This is a genomic window from Streptomyces sp. NPDC046261, assembly GCF_040646235.1.
Lineage (GTDB): Bacteria > Actinomycetota > Actinomycetes > Streptomycetales > Streptomycetaceae > Streptomyces.
In genome coordinates, this window is record NZ_JBEYZU010000009.1 from 239,777 (window position 1) to 252,849 (window position 13,073).

At 72.0% G+C, this 13,073-nt stretch carries 9 protein-coding genes, 1 tRNA gene and 1 pseudogene; 8 read left to right on the forward strand and 3 right to left on the reverse strand.

Annotation, left to right across the window (positions count from 1 at the left end):
• Positions 1-3: 3 nt before the first annotated feature.
• On the reverse strand, positions 4-1,188 hold the full coding sequence (locus ABZ956_RS19090; protein ID WP_361894555.1) for a winged helix DNA-binding domain-containing protein: 1,185 nt from the start codon (positions 1,186-1,188) through the stop codon (positions 4-6).
• Between the two features lie 151 nt (positions 1,189-1,339).
• Here ABZ956_RS19090 and ABZ956_RS19095 point away from each other — a divergent pair.
• A pseudogene (locus ABZ956_RS19095) lies at positions 1,340-1,579 on the forward strand (GNAT family N-acetyltransferase); the annotation flags it as partial.
• On the opposite strand, the gene ABZ956_RS19100 reads toward ABZ956_RS19095, so the two are convergent.
• Positions 1,545-1,617, reverse strand: a tRNA-Arg gene (locus ABZ956_RS19100). The pseudogene ABZ956_RS19095 and the gene ABZ956_RS19100 overlap by 35 nt on opposite strands.
• A gap of 180 nt (positions 1,618-1,797) precedes the next feature.
• Here ABZ956_RS19100 and ABZ956_RS19105 point away from each other — a divergent pair.
• The 4 genes from ABZ956_RS19105 to ABZ956_RS19120 are packed head-to-tail and all read left to right on the forward strand — an operon-like array spanning position 1,798 to position 8,578.
• Complete coding sequence (locus tag ABZ956_RS19105; RefSeq protein WP_361894558.1) at positions 1,798-3,417, forward strand: serine/threonine-protein kinase; 1,620 nt, start codon at positions 1,798-1,800, stop codon at positions 3,415-3,417.
• 53 nt (positions 3,418-3,470) lie between these two features.
• Complete coding sequence (locus ABZ956_RS19110; RefSeq protein WP_361894561.1) at positions 3,471-5,099, forward strand: serine/threonine-protein kinase; 1,629 nt, start codon at positions 3,471-3,473, stop codon at positions 5,097-5,099.
• Positions 5,100-5,157: 58 nt separating this feature from the next.
• The gene (locus ABZ956_RS19115; protein ID WP_361894564.1) at positions 5,158-6,780 is read left to right on the forward strand and encodes a succinic semialdehyde dehydrogenase; all 1,623 of its coding nucleotides are present in this window, start codon (positions 5,158-5,160) and stop codon (positions 6,778-6,780) included.
• Between the two features lie 13 nt (positions 6,781-6,793).
• Positions 6,794-8,578: a GMC family oxidoreductase gene (locus tag ABZ956_RS19120; protein ID WP_361894567.1), complete on the forward strand. Its 1,785-nt coding sequence runs from the start codon at positions 6,794-6,796 to the stop codon at positions 8,576-8,578.
• 625 nt (positions 8,579-9,203) lie between these two features.
• Here the strand turns inward: ABZ956_RS19120 and ABZ956_RS19125 are convergent.
• Positions 9,204-9,509 carry a chorismate mutase gene (locus ABZ956_RS19125; protein ID WP_361894570.1) on the reverse strand — a complete coding sequence of 102 codons (306 nt, stop codon included), beginning with the start codon at positions 9,507-9,509 and terminating at the stop codon, positions 9,204-9,206.
• 326 nt (positions 9,510-9,835) lie between these two features.
• Here ABZ956_RS19125 and guaA point away from each other — a divergent pair, with 326 nt between their 5' ends.
• The 3 genes from guaA to ABZ956_RS19140 all read left to right on the forward strand — a co-directional run bounded on the left by guaA (position 9,836) and on the right by ABZ956_RS19140 (position 13,058).
• A complete protein-coding gene (guaA, locus tag ABZ956_RS19130) occupies positions 9,836-11,440 on the forward strand; it encodes a glutamine-hydrolyzing GMP synthase (protein WP_361894572.1) in 1,605 nt (534 codons plus the stop codon).
• Positions 11,441-11,561: 121 nt separating this feature from the next.
• Positions 11,562-12,188 carry a Uma2 family endonuclease gene (locus tag ABZ956_RS19135; protein WP_361894574.1) on the forward strand — a complete coding sequence of 209 codons (627 nt, stop codon included), beginning with the start codon at positions 11,562-11,564 and terminating at the stop codon, positions 12,186-12,188.
• Between the two features lie 63 nt (positions 12,189-12,251).
• The gene (locus tag ABZ956_RS19140; RefSeq protein WP_361894577.1) at positions 12,252-13,058 is read left to right on the forward strand and encodes a class II aldolase/adducin family protein; all 807 of its coding nucleotides are present in this window, start codon (positions 12,252-12,254) and stop codon (positions 13,056-13,058) included.
• Positions 13,059-13,073: the final 15 nt, after the last annotated feature.

A 13,073-nucleotide genomic window follows, 5' to 3' on the forward strand; every position in this document is an offset into this window, starting at 1 on the left:
CGGCTAGCGCACCAGCTCCCGCTCCAGCGGCGTACGGAACCGGGGCGTGACGCGGACCTCCCCGATCCAGGCGGACAGCCGTGCGGCCTCCGCCTCGATCGCGGCCACCGCGTCGCGCCCCACGTCCGTCAGGGCCCGCCACACGATCTCGCCGTCGGCGCGCTGCGCCCACCCGCCGACGACGCGGCCGTTCCACCACACGGTGGGCCCGACGTTGCCGGCCCGGTCGAAGAGGAAGGGGACGTGCTCGGGCGCGAGGTACCAGTCGCGGTCGCGCCAGCCCATGGCCGTCGGGTCGAGCCCGGGCAGCAGGGCCGCCCAGTCGCCGCCCTGCCCGGCGTCCTCGAGATCGCCGGGCAGGGCGAACCCCGGCCCCGCCGCCAGCCGCACCTCGCGGGCCCCGACGTCGGCCAGGGCCGCCCGGGTGTCCCGCAGCGTCCAGCCGGTCCACCACTTCAGGTCGGCCTCCGTCGCCGGCCCGTACGAGCCGAGCCAGCGCCGCGCCATCTCCGCCTTCGCCTCGCGCACCGGAACGTCGGGCAGTTGCGGCGACGGCGCCCACGCGTACAGGCTGCTCGTCCACGAACCGCGCGGCCGGGCCCGGCGCACATGACCGTCCGAGGCCAGCAGCCGCAGCACCCGGCTGCCCACGCTCTGCCGCCCCTCGTACGGCTTGCCGGGCGAGACGACCATCGACTCGCGCAGCGCCGGCACGTCCTGCGCCAGCTCGGCCGTCGTCGCCTCGCCGCGTTCGGCGAGCGCGGCCAGCACCTCCCGTTCGGTGCGCACCAGGCGCCGCTCGTCCCAGTCCGGCAGGCTCTGCCGGAGCTGCTTGAGCAGCCCTTCCCGCTCCTTGAGCGCGATCGCGCGGGCGGTGGAGCAGTTCACGTAGGGGGCCGCGTCGATGCTGACGGCGAAGAGCGTGCGCCGCATCGAGTTCAGCTTGACCAGCGTCACGTCCTCGTACAGTCCCCGCTCCACCTCGGCCGTGGACGGCTCGGCGAGGCGCGCGCACGCGGACAGGTACACGGTCGCCGGGTCGGTGGCGTGCAGCCCGACGAGGGCGTCGGCCACCTCCTCGACAGTGGCGGCGCGGCGGCCGGGCGCGAGGAGCTGCCGGTGCGCGAGGCGGGCGCGGCGCTCGTCGTCACTGATGCGCGGGGTACTGGAGGGGGGAGCGGGAGCCATGGGGCCGACGCTAGGCGGTCAGTAGGACGGATCCTGTCCTACGGCACGCGAAAAACCGGGTGCGCGGCGGGCGTGGGCCTGAGACGGTGCGCGCCATGAAGAGTGACGATCAAGCAGCAGGGCCCGTACTGCGCCGCGCGGAGGCCGCCGACGCCGCCGGGGCCTGGGCGACCGCTTCGTCGCGCTTGCCAAGGAGCGCCGCCCGGGCGGCCTGGACCTGTGGACCTTCCAGGTCAACGCCCCCGCCCAGCGCTTCTACCGGCGGCACGGCTTCACGGAGGCGGAGCGCACGGACGGGCGCGGGAACGAAGAACGGGAGCCGGACATCCGTTATGTCTGGCTCCCGTCGGAGAGTGTGCGCTCGGCAGGATTCGAACCTGCAACCTCTTGATCCGTAGTCAAGTGCTCTATCCGTTAAGCTACGAGCGCTCGGCGTCCCGGAGGCGGATTCCCGTCGTCCGGTCGGCGTCGCGGGAACAACTGTACATGAACCGTGTGCCTGCTTTTGACGCCCGCCGCGGACGCCCGGGCGGCCAATGTTGCCCATCGTGGAGTGAAGCGACCGGTACGGACCCGGTCGGGCGGGGCGAGGTGGGGCAATATGAGCTCATGGGCACCTTCGCTGCACACGGCGGTCTCATCGCCGGGCGGTACCGGCTGGTCCGCAAGATCGGGCGCGGTGGCATGGGCACCGTATGGCGTGCCACGGACGAACTGCTGGCCCGAGAGGTCGCGGTCAAAGAGCTGCACATCGACGATCAGCACTCCGCCGCGGACGCCCGGGCGCAGTACGACCGCATGCTGCGCGAGGCCCGCGCGGTCGCGCTGATCAAGCACCCGAACGTGATCGTCATGCACGACATCGTCGAGCAGGACGGCCGGCCCTGGATCGTCATGGAGCTGATCGACGGCCGCTCGCTGTCCGGCCGGCTCGCCGCCGAGGGCCCCGTCACCCCGCAGGAGGCGGCCCGCATCGGCATCGCGATGCTGGGCGCGCTGCGCGCGGCCCACGCGCGCGGCGTCCTGCACCGGGACATCAAGCCCCCCAACGTCCTGCTGGAGGCGGCGACCGGACGGGTCGTGCTCACCGACTTCGGCATCGCCCAGGTCTCCGGCGCCACCACGATCACCGAGACGGGCGCGTTCGTCGGTTCGCCCGAGTACACCGCGCCCGAGCGGATGGCCGGCGGGCGCGCGGGCCCGGAGTCGGACCTGTGGTCGCTGGGCGTGCTGCTGTGCACGGCCATGAACGGCGAATCGCCCTTCCACCGCGATTCGTTGGGCGGCATCCTGCACGCCGTCGTCTACGCCGAGATCCGCCCGCCCGCCGCGGCCGGGCCGCTGCTGCCGGTCGTACGGGGCCTGTTGGAGCGGGATCCGGCGCAGCGGATGAGCGCGGACGAGGCGGAGCGGCTGCTGCGCGGCTTCCTGGACACCGGCCGGACGCCGGTCCCGGAGAGGTACACCCCGACGCAGACCGGTACGCGCCTCCCGGCGCCCGGTGCGCCCGGTGCGCCCGGTGCGCCGGCCGCGCACGCTTGCGCCGCCACCACGCCCGGCAGCGGCCGCGCGCGTACCGCTCTGATGGCGGCGCTGACCGTGGTCACGCTGGCCGGGATGGGCGCCGGTGCGGCGGCACTGCTGATGGACCGCGAGCCGGGCAGGGCGGCCACGCAGGACAAGCCGGCGCACTCCGCCGGCCCGCACCGGGGCGCCTCGGTCGTCGAGCCGCCGCCCGCCAGCGCGTCCGTGTCCGCGCCCGCCGGCTACCACGCCGTCCAGGACCCGGCGGGCTTCGCGCTCGCCGTCCCCGACGGCTTCACCCGCTCCTTCGAGCCGCCCCGCGTCTTCTACTACTCGCCCGGCAAGGAGTTCCGCATCGGCGTCCTCATCCAGGACGTGCAGGAGGGCGGCCCGATCGTCGCGATGCGCAGCGCCGCCGCCCTCGCCCCGGACCGCTACCCCGGCTACCGCGAGGGCAAGGTCGAACGCACCACGCACAAGGGGCGCCGGGCCGCCTCCTGGGAGTTCGTCTGGGACGGTTTCGAGGCGCAGGAGAACAAGGGCCCCCTCGGCGCCCGGCACACCTACGACCTCGCCTGGGACGAGGGGGACAAGATGTACGACGTGTGGGTGTCCTCCCCGGTCGGCAGGTCCGGCGAGGGCTACCGCCACTTCCGGACGGCGCTGTCCACCTTTGTCAGGACGAAGCCGGTCTCATCGCCCTGACCCTCCGTTTGCCGGTGTGCGGCGCCCGCGCCGCGCTTGGTAAAGATTGGGCCATGACGAACGACGGGGGATGGGCGAGCGGGCCCACCAGCTATGACCTCCAGCCACCAGCGCCGACGGGCCGTCCGTACGTGCCCACCCAGCACACCACCGCCCACGACCCCGGTGCCGGACGTCTCATAGGCGGCCGATACCGCCTGACGTCCCGGCTCGGTCACGGCGGCATGGGCACCGTCTGGAAGGCCCGGGACGAGGTCGTCGACCGTGACGTCGCCGTCAAGGAGCCGCGCGTCCCGGACGACGTGCCGGAAGCCATGCGCCAGAACGTGTACCAGCGCATGCAGCGCGAGGCGCGCGCCGCGGCCCGCATCGACCACCCGTCCGTCGTGACCGTCCACGACGTGGTCGTCGAGGACGGCCGCCCCTGGATCGTCATGGAGCTGGTGCGCGGGCGTTCCCTGGCCGACCAGCTCGCCGAGGGCACCCTGGACCCGCGCGAGACGGCCCGCGTCGGGCTGGCCGTGCTGGGCGCGCTGACGGCCGCGCACGAGGCGGGGGTGCTGCACCGCGACGTCAAGCCGGACAACGTGCTGCTCGGGCGCAACGACCGGGTCGTGCTGACCGACTTCGGCATCGCCACGATCGAGGGCGAGCAGGGCCTGACCGAGACGGGCGCGTTCGTCGGCTCGCCGGAATTCGTCGCCCCCGAGCGGGTGCTGGGCCGTCGGCCCGGCCCGGAGTCGGACCTGTGGTCGCTGGGCGTCGTGCTGTACGCGGCGGCCGAGGGCATGTCGCCCTTCCGCCGCTCCAACACGCAGGCGACGATGCAGGCCATCCTCTCGGCGGAGCCCCAGGTCCCGGCGCACGGCGCGGGAGCCCTCGCCGGGATCGTCATGCAACTGCTGAGCAAGGACCCGGCGGCCCGCCCGACGGCCGCGCAGGTCCGGCACGCGCTGGAGTCCGTGGTCCGGCCGCTGCCGCAGCAGCCCGCGTTCACCCCGGCGGCCACCCGGCCGGCGGGCAGCAAGTGGGTGCCGCCCGTGCTGTCGGGCAACCGCAAGGCGCAGTGGGGGCTCGGGGGCGGCGTGGTGGCCGTGGCCGTGGCGGCGACGCTCCTCGTCGTGAACCCGTTCGCGGTGGGGCCGGCGATTCCGCTGCACTGGAAGGTCCGGGACGAGCCCGAGATCGTCAGGGCGTCGATGGCGGTCCCCGAGGACTACGTGAAGGAGCTGAACGCCGACAAGGGCTGGGTCTCCTTCCGCGACCCCAGTGGCGTCTTCACCCTCTACCTCACCCGCGAAACGGAGGACAAGCGCCGCAAGAACGTCTCGGACTGGGAGCCGAAGGACGTCGCCTCGGCCGAGGTCGAGGCCGAGCGGCTGGCCGGACAGCAGAAGAACCGCAAGGGCGACTGGTCGTCGTTCAACGAACCGCAGACCACCACGAACAAGGTCTCCGCCCACCAGGGCATGCAGGCGGCGGAGGTCGTCACCGTCTACCGCAAGTCCGGGGACGGCGAGAACGACCCCAAGCGCGTCTGGCGCGGCCGGATCATCGTCGACAAGGCCGAGAACACCGCCTGGTTGCTCGAGCTCCGCATGCCTGCCGCGGGTCAGGCCCGCAAGGACGGCGACAAGCTCTTCGCCAACGTGGTGAAACACCTCAAGATCCAGGCGCAGTGACGCATTTGAGGTTACCCGCAGGTACCCAAAGCGTCCGGCCCGTCATACGCTCACCCGCATGACGGACACGCTGGACACTGGAACAGTCGCCGATGGCAACTCCCGCAATCCCGTAGCCCCGGCGGGCCACCGCACCGCCGCCGACGTCGTCACCCCGGAGCTCGTCGCCCGCCTCACCCGCGCGGTGGTGAGCTCCGGCGGCAGCGTGGACAGCCACACCCCCTTCACCGGGCGGAAGCTGGCCGGCCTGCCCCTGTCCACCCCTGAGGACGTCGCCGACGCGTTCGGCCGCGCCCGTGAGGCGCAGCGCGCCTGGGCGGCCGTGCCCGTACGCCGGCGCGCCGCGGTCCTGCTGCGCTTCCACGACCTCGTCCTCGCCCGCCAGTCGGAGATCCTGGACCTCATCCAGCTGGAGACCGGCAAGGCCCGGCTGCACGCGCACGAGGAGATCCAGGCGGTCGCCGTCGCCGCCCGGCACTACGGGCGCACGGCCCCGTCCCTCCTTGGGCCCAAGCCGCACACGGGTGTGCTGCCCGTCCTGACCAAGGTCACCGAACTGCGCGTACCGCGCGGCGTGGTCGGCCAGATCGTCCCCTGGAACTACCCCTTCGAGCTGTCCGCCGGTGACGCGTTGCCCGCCTTCGCCGCGGGCAACGCCGTCGTGATGAAGCCCGACACGGAGACCGCCCTCACCGCCCTGCTGGCCCGTGAACTCCTCATCGAGGCCGGGCTGCCCGCGGACGTGTGGCAGATCGTGCTCGGCGAGGGGCCCGTCGTGGGCCCGGCCGTCGTCGCCCACGCCGACTACGTCGCCTTCACCGGCTCCACGCGCACCGGCCGCGAGGTCGCCCGGGCGGCGGCCGACCGGCTCGTCGGCTGCTCGCTCGAGCTCGGCGGCAAGAACGCCATGCTGGTGCTGCGCGACGCCGACGTCGAGAAGGCCGCCGCCGGCGCCGTTCGCGGCTGCTTCTCCTCCGCCGGCCAGCTCTGCGTCTCCATCGAGCGGCTGTACGTCCACACGTCCGTGGCCGACGACTTCCTGCGGCGCTTCGCCGCCCGGACGAAGGCCCTGCGGCTCGGCACCGCCCTCGCCTACGGCGCCGACATGGGCTCGCTCGTCTCCGAGCGGCAGCTGGAGACCGTCACCCGGCACGTCACCGAGGCGGTGTCCAAGGGCGCCACGGTCCTCGCCGGCGGCCGCCACCGCCCCGACATCGGGCCGCTGTTCTACGAACCCACCATCCTCGACGGCGTCGAACCGCCCATGGCCGTCTGCACCGAGGAAACGTTTGGCCCCGTCGTGTCCGTCTACCGCTTCGACGACGAGGAGGAGGCGGTCCGGCTCGCCAACGCCACCCCCTACGGGCTCAACGCCAGCGTGTGGACCCGCGACGGCCGGCACGGGCGGGCGGTCGCCGCACGGCTGCGCGCCGGCACGGTCAACGTCAACGAGGCGTACGCGGCCGGATACGGCAGCGCGCGGGCGCCGATGGGCGGCATGAAGGACTCGGGGCTGGGCCGGCGGCACGGCGCGGAGGGCATTCTCAAGTTCACCGAGGCCCAGACGGTCGCCCACCAGCGGCTCGTGCCGCTGGGCCCGTTCTTCGGGCTGGACGACGCGCAGTACGCCCGGCTGATGACGGGCGGGCTCAGAGTGTTGAAGGCGATCCGTCTGCGCTGACCGGAGGCACGTGGTGACCACATACGACTACGACGTCATCGTCATCGGCTCCGGCTTCGGCGGCTCCGTCTCCGCCCTGCGCCTGACCGAGAAGGGCTACCGCGTGGGCGTGCTGGAGGCCGGCCGCCGCTTCACCCGCGAGAGCCTCCCCAGGAACTCCTGGCACCTGCGCGACTACCTGTGGGCCCCGGCCCTCGGCCTCTACGGCATCCAGCGCATCCACCTCCTCGGCAACGTCATGGTCCTCGCGGGCGCCGGCGTCGGCGGCGGTTCGCTCAACTACGCCAACACCCTCTACGTACCGCCCAAGGCGTTCTTCGACGACCCGCAGTGGGCCGCCATCACCGACTGGGAGCAGGAGCTGCGCCCGTACTACGAGCAGGCGCGGCGCATGCTCGGGGTGCGGCTCAACCCCACCACGACCCCCTCCGACGTCCACCTGAAGGCGGCCGCCGAACAGATGGGCGTGGGGGAGAGCTTCCACCTGGCCCCGGTCGGCGTCTTCTTCGGCGACGGCGGGGACGGCGACGGGACGGTACGGGCGCGGCCGGGCGAGGAAGCACCCGACCCCTACTTCGGCGGGGCGGGCCCCGCCCGTCGGGCCTGCGTCGAGTGCGGCGAGTGCATGACCGGCTGCCGGCACGGCGCCAAGAACACCCTCAACGAGAACTACCTCCACCTCGCCGAGCGCGCCGGAGCCGTCGTCCACCCCATGACGACGGTCGTGGCCGTCACCGAGCACGCGGACGGCGGCTACCGCGTGCTGACCGTGCCCACCGCCCGGCGGCGCACGGCCCGTCCCCGCGTGCTGCGCGCCGAACGCGTGGTGATCGCCGCCGGCACATACGGCACCCAGACCCTCCTGCACACCATGAAGGACAAGGGCCTGCTGCCCCGCCTCTCCGACCGGCTCGGCGAGCTGACCCGCACGAACTCCGAGGCCCTGGTCGGCGCCCAGACCACCCCCCGCCGCTACCGCGCCGCCCACGGCCGGACGCCCGACTTCACGCGGGGCGTCGCGATCACCTCCTCCGTACACCCCGACGCCCACACCCACATCGAGCCCGTGCGCTACGGCAAGGGCTCGAACGCGATGGGCGGTCTGTCCATCCTCCAGGTGCCGGTGGGCACGCGGGTGCCGCGGGCGGTGGCCTTCGCGGCGCGCTGCGCACGGCATCCGGTGCTGCTGCTGCGGTCGCTGTCCAACCACCGCTGGTCCGAGCGCACGATCATCGGCCTCGTCATGCAGTCGCTGGACAACTCGCTGACGACGTACCGCAAGCCGGGCGGCCTGGGCAAGGGCCTGCTCACGGCCCGGCAGGGCCACGGCGCGCCCAACCCGAAGCAGATCCCCGCGGCGGCCGAGGCGGCGCGCCTGATCGCCCGGGAGATCAACGGGTTCCCCGGCAGCAACGTCGGCGAGCTCATGGGCACCCCGCTCACCGCCCACTTCATCGGCGGCTGCCCGATCGGCCCCGACCCGTCCCGGGGCGTCATCGATCCGTATCACCGGCTGTACGGGCACCCGGGCATCTCGGTGGTCGACGGCGCGGCCGTCTCCGCGAACCTCGGGGTGAACCCCTCTTTGACGATCACGGCGCAGGCGGAGCGCGCGATGGCGTTCTGGCCGAACAAGGGCGAGGCGGACCCACGTCCGGAACAGGGCGGTACGTACGAGCGCGTGGCCGCCGTCGAGCCCCACAGCCCGGCGGTGCCCAAGGACGCCTTCGCGGCGCTGCGCCTGCCGTTCCTGCCGGTGCCACGGGTGCGCGGGGAGGGGGAGGAACAGCGGGGCTGAAGAAGGGAAGACCGGGGCTCGCATTCCGGCCGTGTGACGGACGTCACCGTCGCGGCCGTGATCGGCGGGCCATGGCACGGCGAAGGGCCCCGGGCCGGCACCGCGGGGGCGTGCGGGCGGCCTCGGGGCCCTTGACTGCCGGCACCGAGGTCAGGGCAGGGTCGGTGCCGCGGAGCGACGCCGGGGGGAGCGTCGCGGGCTGGAGATGGTTGAACCAATGGCAGTACGAGAAAAGGGACTTGCCCTTTCCCTGTGCATCGTGCGGGATGAGCCGCCCCGGGCGCAACCGTTTCGACCGGATACGGTCGGTTCCAGGCGTCCCTGGAACCGACCGCCCCTTGAGCGGCGGCCGGGCTGCTGTCCCCTGCTGACCGGTCGCCTCGCCACCGGAGTGAGGTCCCACGACGCGCGTGCTCGCGCGTCACACACCCCGGTGGATCCCGCCCTGTCGTTGCCGGGCGCCCAGATGAACAGGGACGGAAGCCACGCGTGGATCTCGGAGGGCCGCTCCTGGCTGGCGCGGACACCGGTATGAACGAAGATGATCAGCCGCCGGTCACGCGCCGTACGGGTGACGGGGCCCGAACTCGGGTGCGGCGGGTGAACCGCTCCCGGGGTACGGCGGTCAGACGCGGCCCCGGCACAGCTCGAGCAGGGTCATGGCCAGGGCGGTGCCGGGCTTGCCGAGCTGCTCGCTGTAGTGGCCGAGGATCTCCATCTCGCGGGAGAGGTTCACCCGCCGCCCGCCGGAGGCGATCCGCTCGCGCTGGATCACGGCCGAGACGGCCATGCGTTCCTGGACGAGCCCGATGATGCGGCCGTCGAGGTCGTCGATCCGCTCCCGGGCGCCGGTGATCACGCCGGCGGCGTGATCGGTGCGGGCCCCGGTGTCGGTGTGGCGAGAGGCACTGGTGGTGGTCCTGGTGCTCATGTGTGTTTCTCCAAAGAGGGCGCGGCCCCCCGGAGCGGCAAGAACCGGGAAAACGACAGGCGCCCCGGGCCTTGTCGGCCCGGGGCGCCTGGGAAGTCGCTTGTCAGTTGCTCAAGCAGCACGACCATGGCAGCCGGACGGGCCGGGTGCCATAGGTAAAGACGAAGGTCAGGTGCTTGCGCATGGCGGACAGTATGGCCCGCGCGGGGCGTCCGGGCCAACGTGGCGGCGCGGACCGTTCGGATGGTGAGACAAAAGCAAGCTCCCACGCCCCGGTAGAATCGACAAATACAGCCCCTCCCTCGACCCGCCGGAAGGCCGCTCCCGTGTCAGCAGCACCCCCCGCCGCCGCCCACGACAACACCGCGGAACCGGTGCTCGTTGTCGACTTCGGTGCGCAGTACGCCCAGCTCATCGCCCGCCGTGTCCGTGAGGCCCGCGTCTACAGCGAGATCGTGCCCAGCACGATGCCCGTCGCCGAGATGCTCGCCAAGAACCCCAAGGCGATCATCCTCTCCGGCGGCCCCTCGTCCGTGTACGAGGAGGGCGCCCCCCGCCTCGACGACGCCCGCGCCCTCTTCGAGGCCGGCGTCCCCGTCTTCGGCATGTGCTACGGCTTCCAGCTGATGGCCACCACCCTCGGTGGCACCGTCGACAACACCGGCGCGCGCGAGTACGGCCGTACGCCCCTGACGGTCACCAAGCCGGGCTCGACCCTCTTCGAGGGCACCCCCGCGGAGCAGTCGGTGTGGATGTCGCACGGCGACGCCTGCTCGGCCGCCCCCGAGGGCTTCACCGTCACCGCGTCCACGGACGTCGTGCCGGTCGCCGCCTTCGAGAACGACGCCAAGAAGCTCTACGGCGTGCAGTACCACCCCGAGGTGATGCACTCCACGCACGGCCAGCTGGTCCTGGAGCACTTCCTCTACCGCGGCGCGGGCATCGAGCCGACGTGGACCACGGGCAACGTGATCGAGGAGCAGGTCGCCGCCATCCAGGAGATGGTCGGCACCAAGCGCGCGATCTGCGGCCTGTCCGGCGGCGTGGACTCCGCCGTCGCCGCCGCCCTCGTACAGAAGGCCATCGGCTCCCAGCTGACCTGCGTCTACGTCGACCACGGCCTGATGCGCAAGGGCGAGACCGAGCAGGTCGAGAAGGACTTCGTCGCCGCGACCGGCGTCCAGCTGAAGGTCGTCGACGCGCAGGAGCGCTTCCTGAACGCGCTCGCCGGGGTCTCCGACCCGGAGACCAAGCGCAAGATCATCGGCCGTGAGTTCATCCGCGTCTTCGAGCAGGCCCAGGCCGAGATCGTCGCCGAGGGCGCGGCCGGCGGCGAGGACGTCGCGTTCCTCGTCCAGGGCACGCTCTACCCCGACGTCGTCGAGTCCGGCGGTGGCACCGGCACCGCCAACATCAAGTCCCACCACAACGTGGGCGGCCTCCCCGAGGACCTGGAGTTCCAGCTCATCGAGCCGCTCCGCCAGCTGTTCAAGGACGAGGTCCGCATGGTCGGCCAGGAGCTCGGCCTGCCCGACGAGATCGTCCAGCGCCAGCCCTTCCCGGGCCCGGGCCTGGGCATCCGCATCGTCGGCGAGGTGACGAAGGAGCGCCTGGACCTCCTGCGCGAGGCCGACGCCATCGCCCGCGAGGAGCTCACCGCCGCCGGCCTGGACCGCGAGATCTGGCAGTGCCCGGTCGTCCTCCTGGCCGACGTCCGCTCGGTCGGCGTCCAGGGCGACGGCCGCACCTACGGCCACCCCATCGTGCTGCGCCCGGTCTCCTCCGAGGACGCCATGACGGCCGACTGGACGCGCATGCCGTACGAGGTCCTGGCCCGGATCTCGACCCGCATCACGAACGAGGTCGCCGACGTGAACCGCGTGGTCCTCGACGTGACCAGCAAGCCGCCGGGGACGATCGAGTGGGAGTAATGCTCCTATAGGGCCTTAAGGTCAACGCCACCGCCGTCGCTCATTCGTTTGAGCGGCGGCGGTGGCGTTTTGGGTGGGTACGCTGGCCGTACAGGCGAGACTCCGTCCTATGGGAGCAACCATGAGCGCCGCACCCGAGTTCGAGCTGGACGAGCAGTACAACTACCCGGTCCCCCCGCCCGGGGGCTGGACGGCGGAAGACCTCGATCGGCTCCCGAACCTGCCGCGGCACACCGAGTTGATCGACGGGAGCCTTGTCTTCGTGAGTCCGCAAACACGCTTTCATACGCGCGCCATGCGTTTGCTGGACAATGCTCTGGTCGAGCAGGTGCCGGACGGTTTGGATGTCGACCGGGAAATGTGCATCAAGCTCGGCAAGAAGGACCGGCCGGAGCCGGATGTCGTGGTCATCCGCGCCGATGCGGCGATTGGCTCGAAGCAGACCTGGTATCGGCCCGAGGATGTCGTCCTCGCTGTCGAAGTCGTTTCCGACGACTCGGAGCAGCGTGATCGCGAAGTAAAGCCAAGAAAGTACGCGGCTGCCGGTATCCAGCACTTCTGGCGTGTGGAGGAGAACCAAGGCCGCCCGGTCGTCTATGTCTACGAACTCGACCCGGCTACTCGGGTGTATTCCCTGACTGGTATCCATCACGATGAGCTGAAGCTGACCCGCCCGTTCGACCTGCGCATCAGCCTCCCTGATGTCACCGAGCGTCGGCGCGGCCGCGAAGCGGCGTCCGACCTCTAGCCTCTCCGGATACCCAGCGGTAGCTTCCCGTCCGTAGCCGCGGATCACCCGGAGGAGCCCGCCATGCCGCAGCCTGAGTCACCGGCCACCGCCCCCGAGCCCATACCCACCGACCAGCTCCACTTCGCCATGCCCCCCAAGCACGACTCCGTCGACGCCGAACGGCGCCACCGCAAGGAGCGGCTCGCGGCGGCGTTGCGTCTCTTCGGGCGGTTCGGGTTCGAGGAGGGGGTCGCGGGGCACATCACCGCGCGTGATCCGGAGTTCACCGATCACTTCTGGGTCAATCCGTTCGGGATGTCGTTCAAGCACATCACCGTCTCCGATCTGATCCTCGTCAATCACCAGGGCCAGGTCGTCGAGGGCCGCTACCACGTCAACCAGGCCGCCTTCGCGATCCACTCGCAGGTCCACCGGGCCCGGCCCGACGTCGTCGCCGCCGCGCACAGCCACTCCACGTACGGGCGGGCGCTGTCCGCGCTGGGGGAGTTGCTGGAGCCGATCACCCAGGACGTCTGCGCCTTCTATCAGGATCACGCACTCTTCGACGACTACACGGGCGTCGTCGTCGACGAGGAGGAGGGGCGGCGCATCGCCACCGCCCTGGGACCGCACAAGGCGGTGATCCTGCGCAACCACGGGCTGCTGACCGTGGGTGACTCCGTGGACGCGGCGGCCTGGTGGTTCATCACGATGGAACGTTCCTGCCAGGTACAGCTGGCGGCCAAGGCCGCCGGGAAGCCGGTGCTCATCGACGCGGCGAGCGCCGAGCACACCCGTGACCAGCTCGGCAACGACCTGGTGGCGTGGATCAACTACCAGCCTCTCTACCAGCAGATCACCCGCAGCGAGCCGGAGCTGCTGGGCTGACGGACCGGGCACCGG

Bases quoted from the DNA above. Each gene is read 5' to 3' on its own strand.
- ABZ956_RS19090 (WP_361894555.1), bottom strand. From the start codon at position 1,188: ATGGCTCCCGCTCCCCCCTCCAGTACCCCGCGCATCAGTGACGACGAG.
- ABZ956_RS19105 (WP_361894558.1), top strand. From the start codon at position 1,798: ATGGGCACCTTCGCTGCACACGGCGGTCTCATCGCCGGGCGGTACCGG.
- ABZ956_RS19110 (WP_361894561.1), top strand. From the start codon at position 3,471: ATGACGAACGACGGGGGATGGGCGAGCGGGCCCACCAGCTATGACCTC.
- ABZ956_RS19115 (WP_361894564.1), top strand. From the start codon at position 5,158: ATGACGGACACGCTGGACACTGGAACAGTCGCCGATGGCAACTCCCGC.
- ABZ956_RS19125 (WP_361894570.1), bottom strand. From the start codon at position 9,509: ATGAGCACCAGGACCACCACCAGTGCCTCTCGCCACACCGACACCGGG.
- ABZ956_RS19135 (WP_361894574.1), top strand. From the start codon at position 11,562: ATGAGCGCCGCACCCGAGTTCGAGCTGGACGAGCAGTACAACTACCCG.
- ABZ956_RS19140 (WP_361894577.1), top strand. From the start codon at position 12,252: ATGCCGCAGCCTGAGTCACCGGCCACCGCCCCCGAGCCCATACCCACC.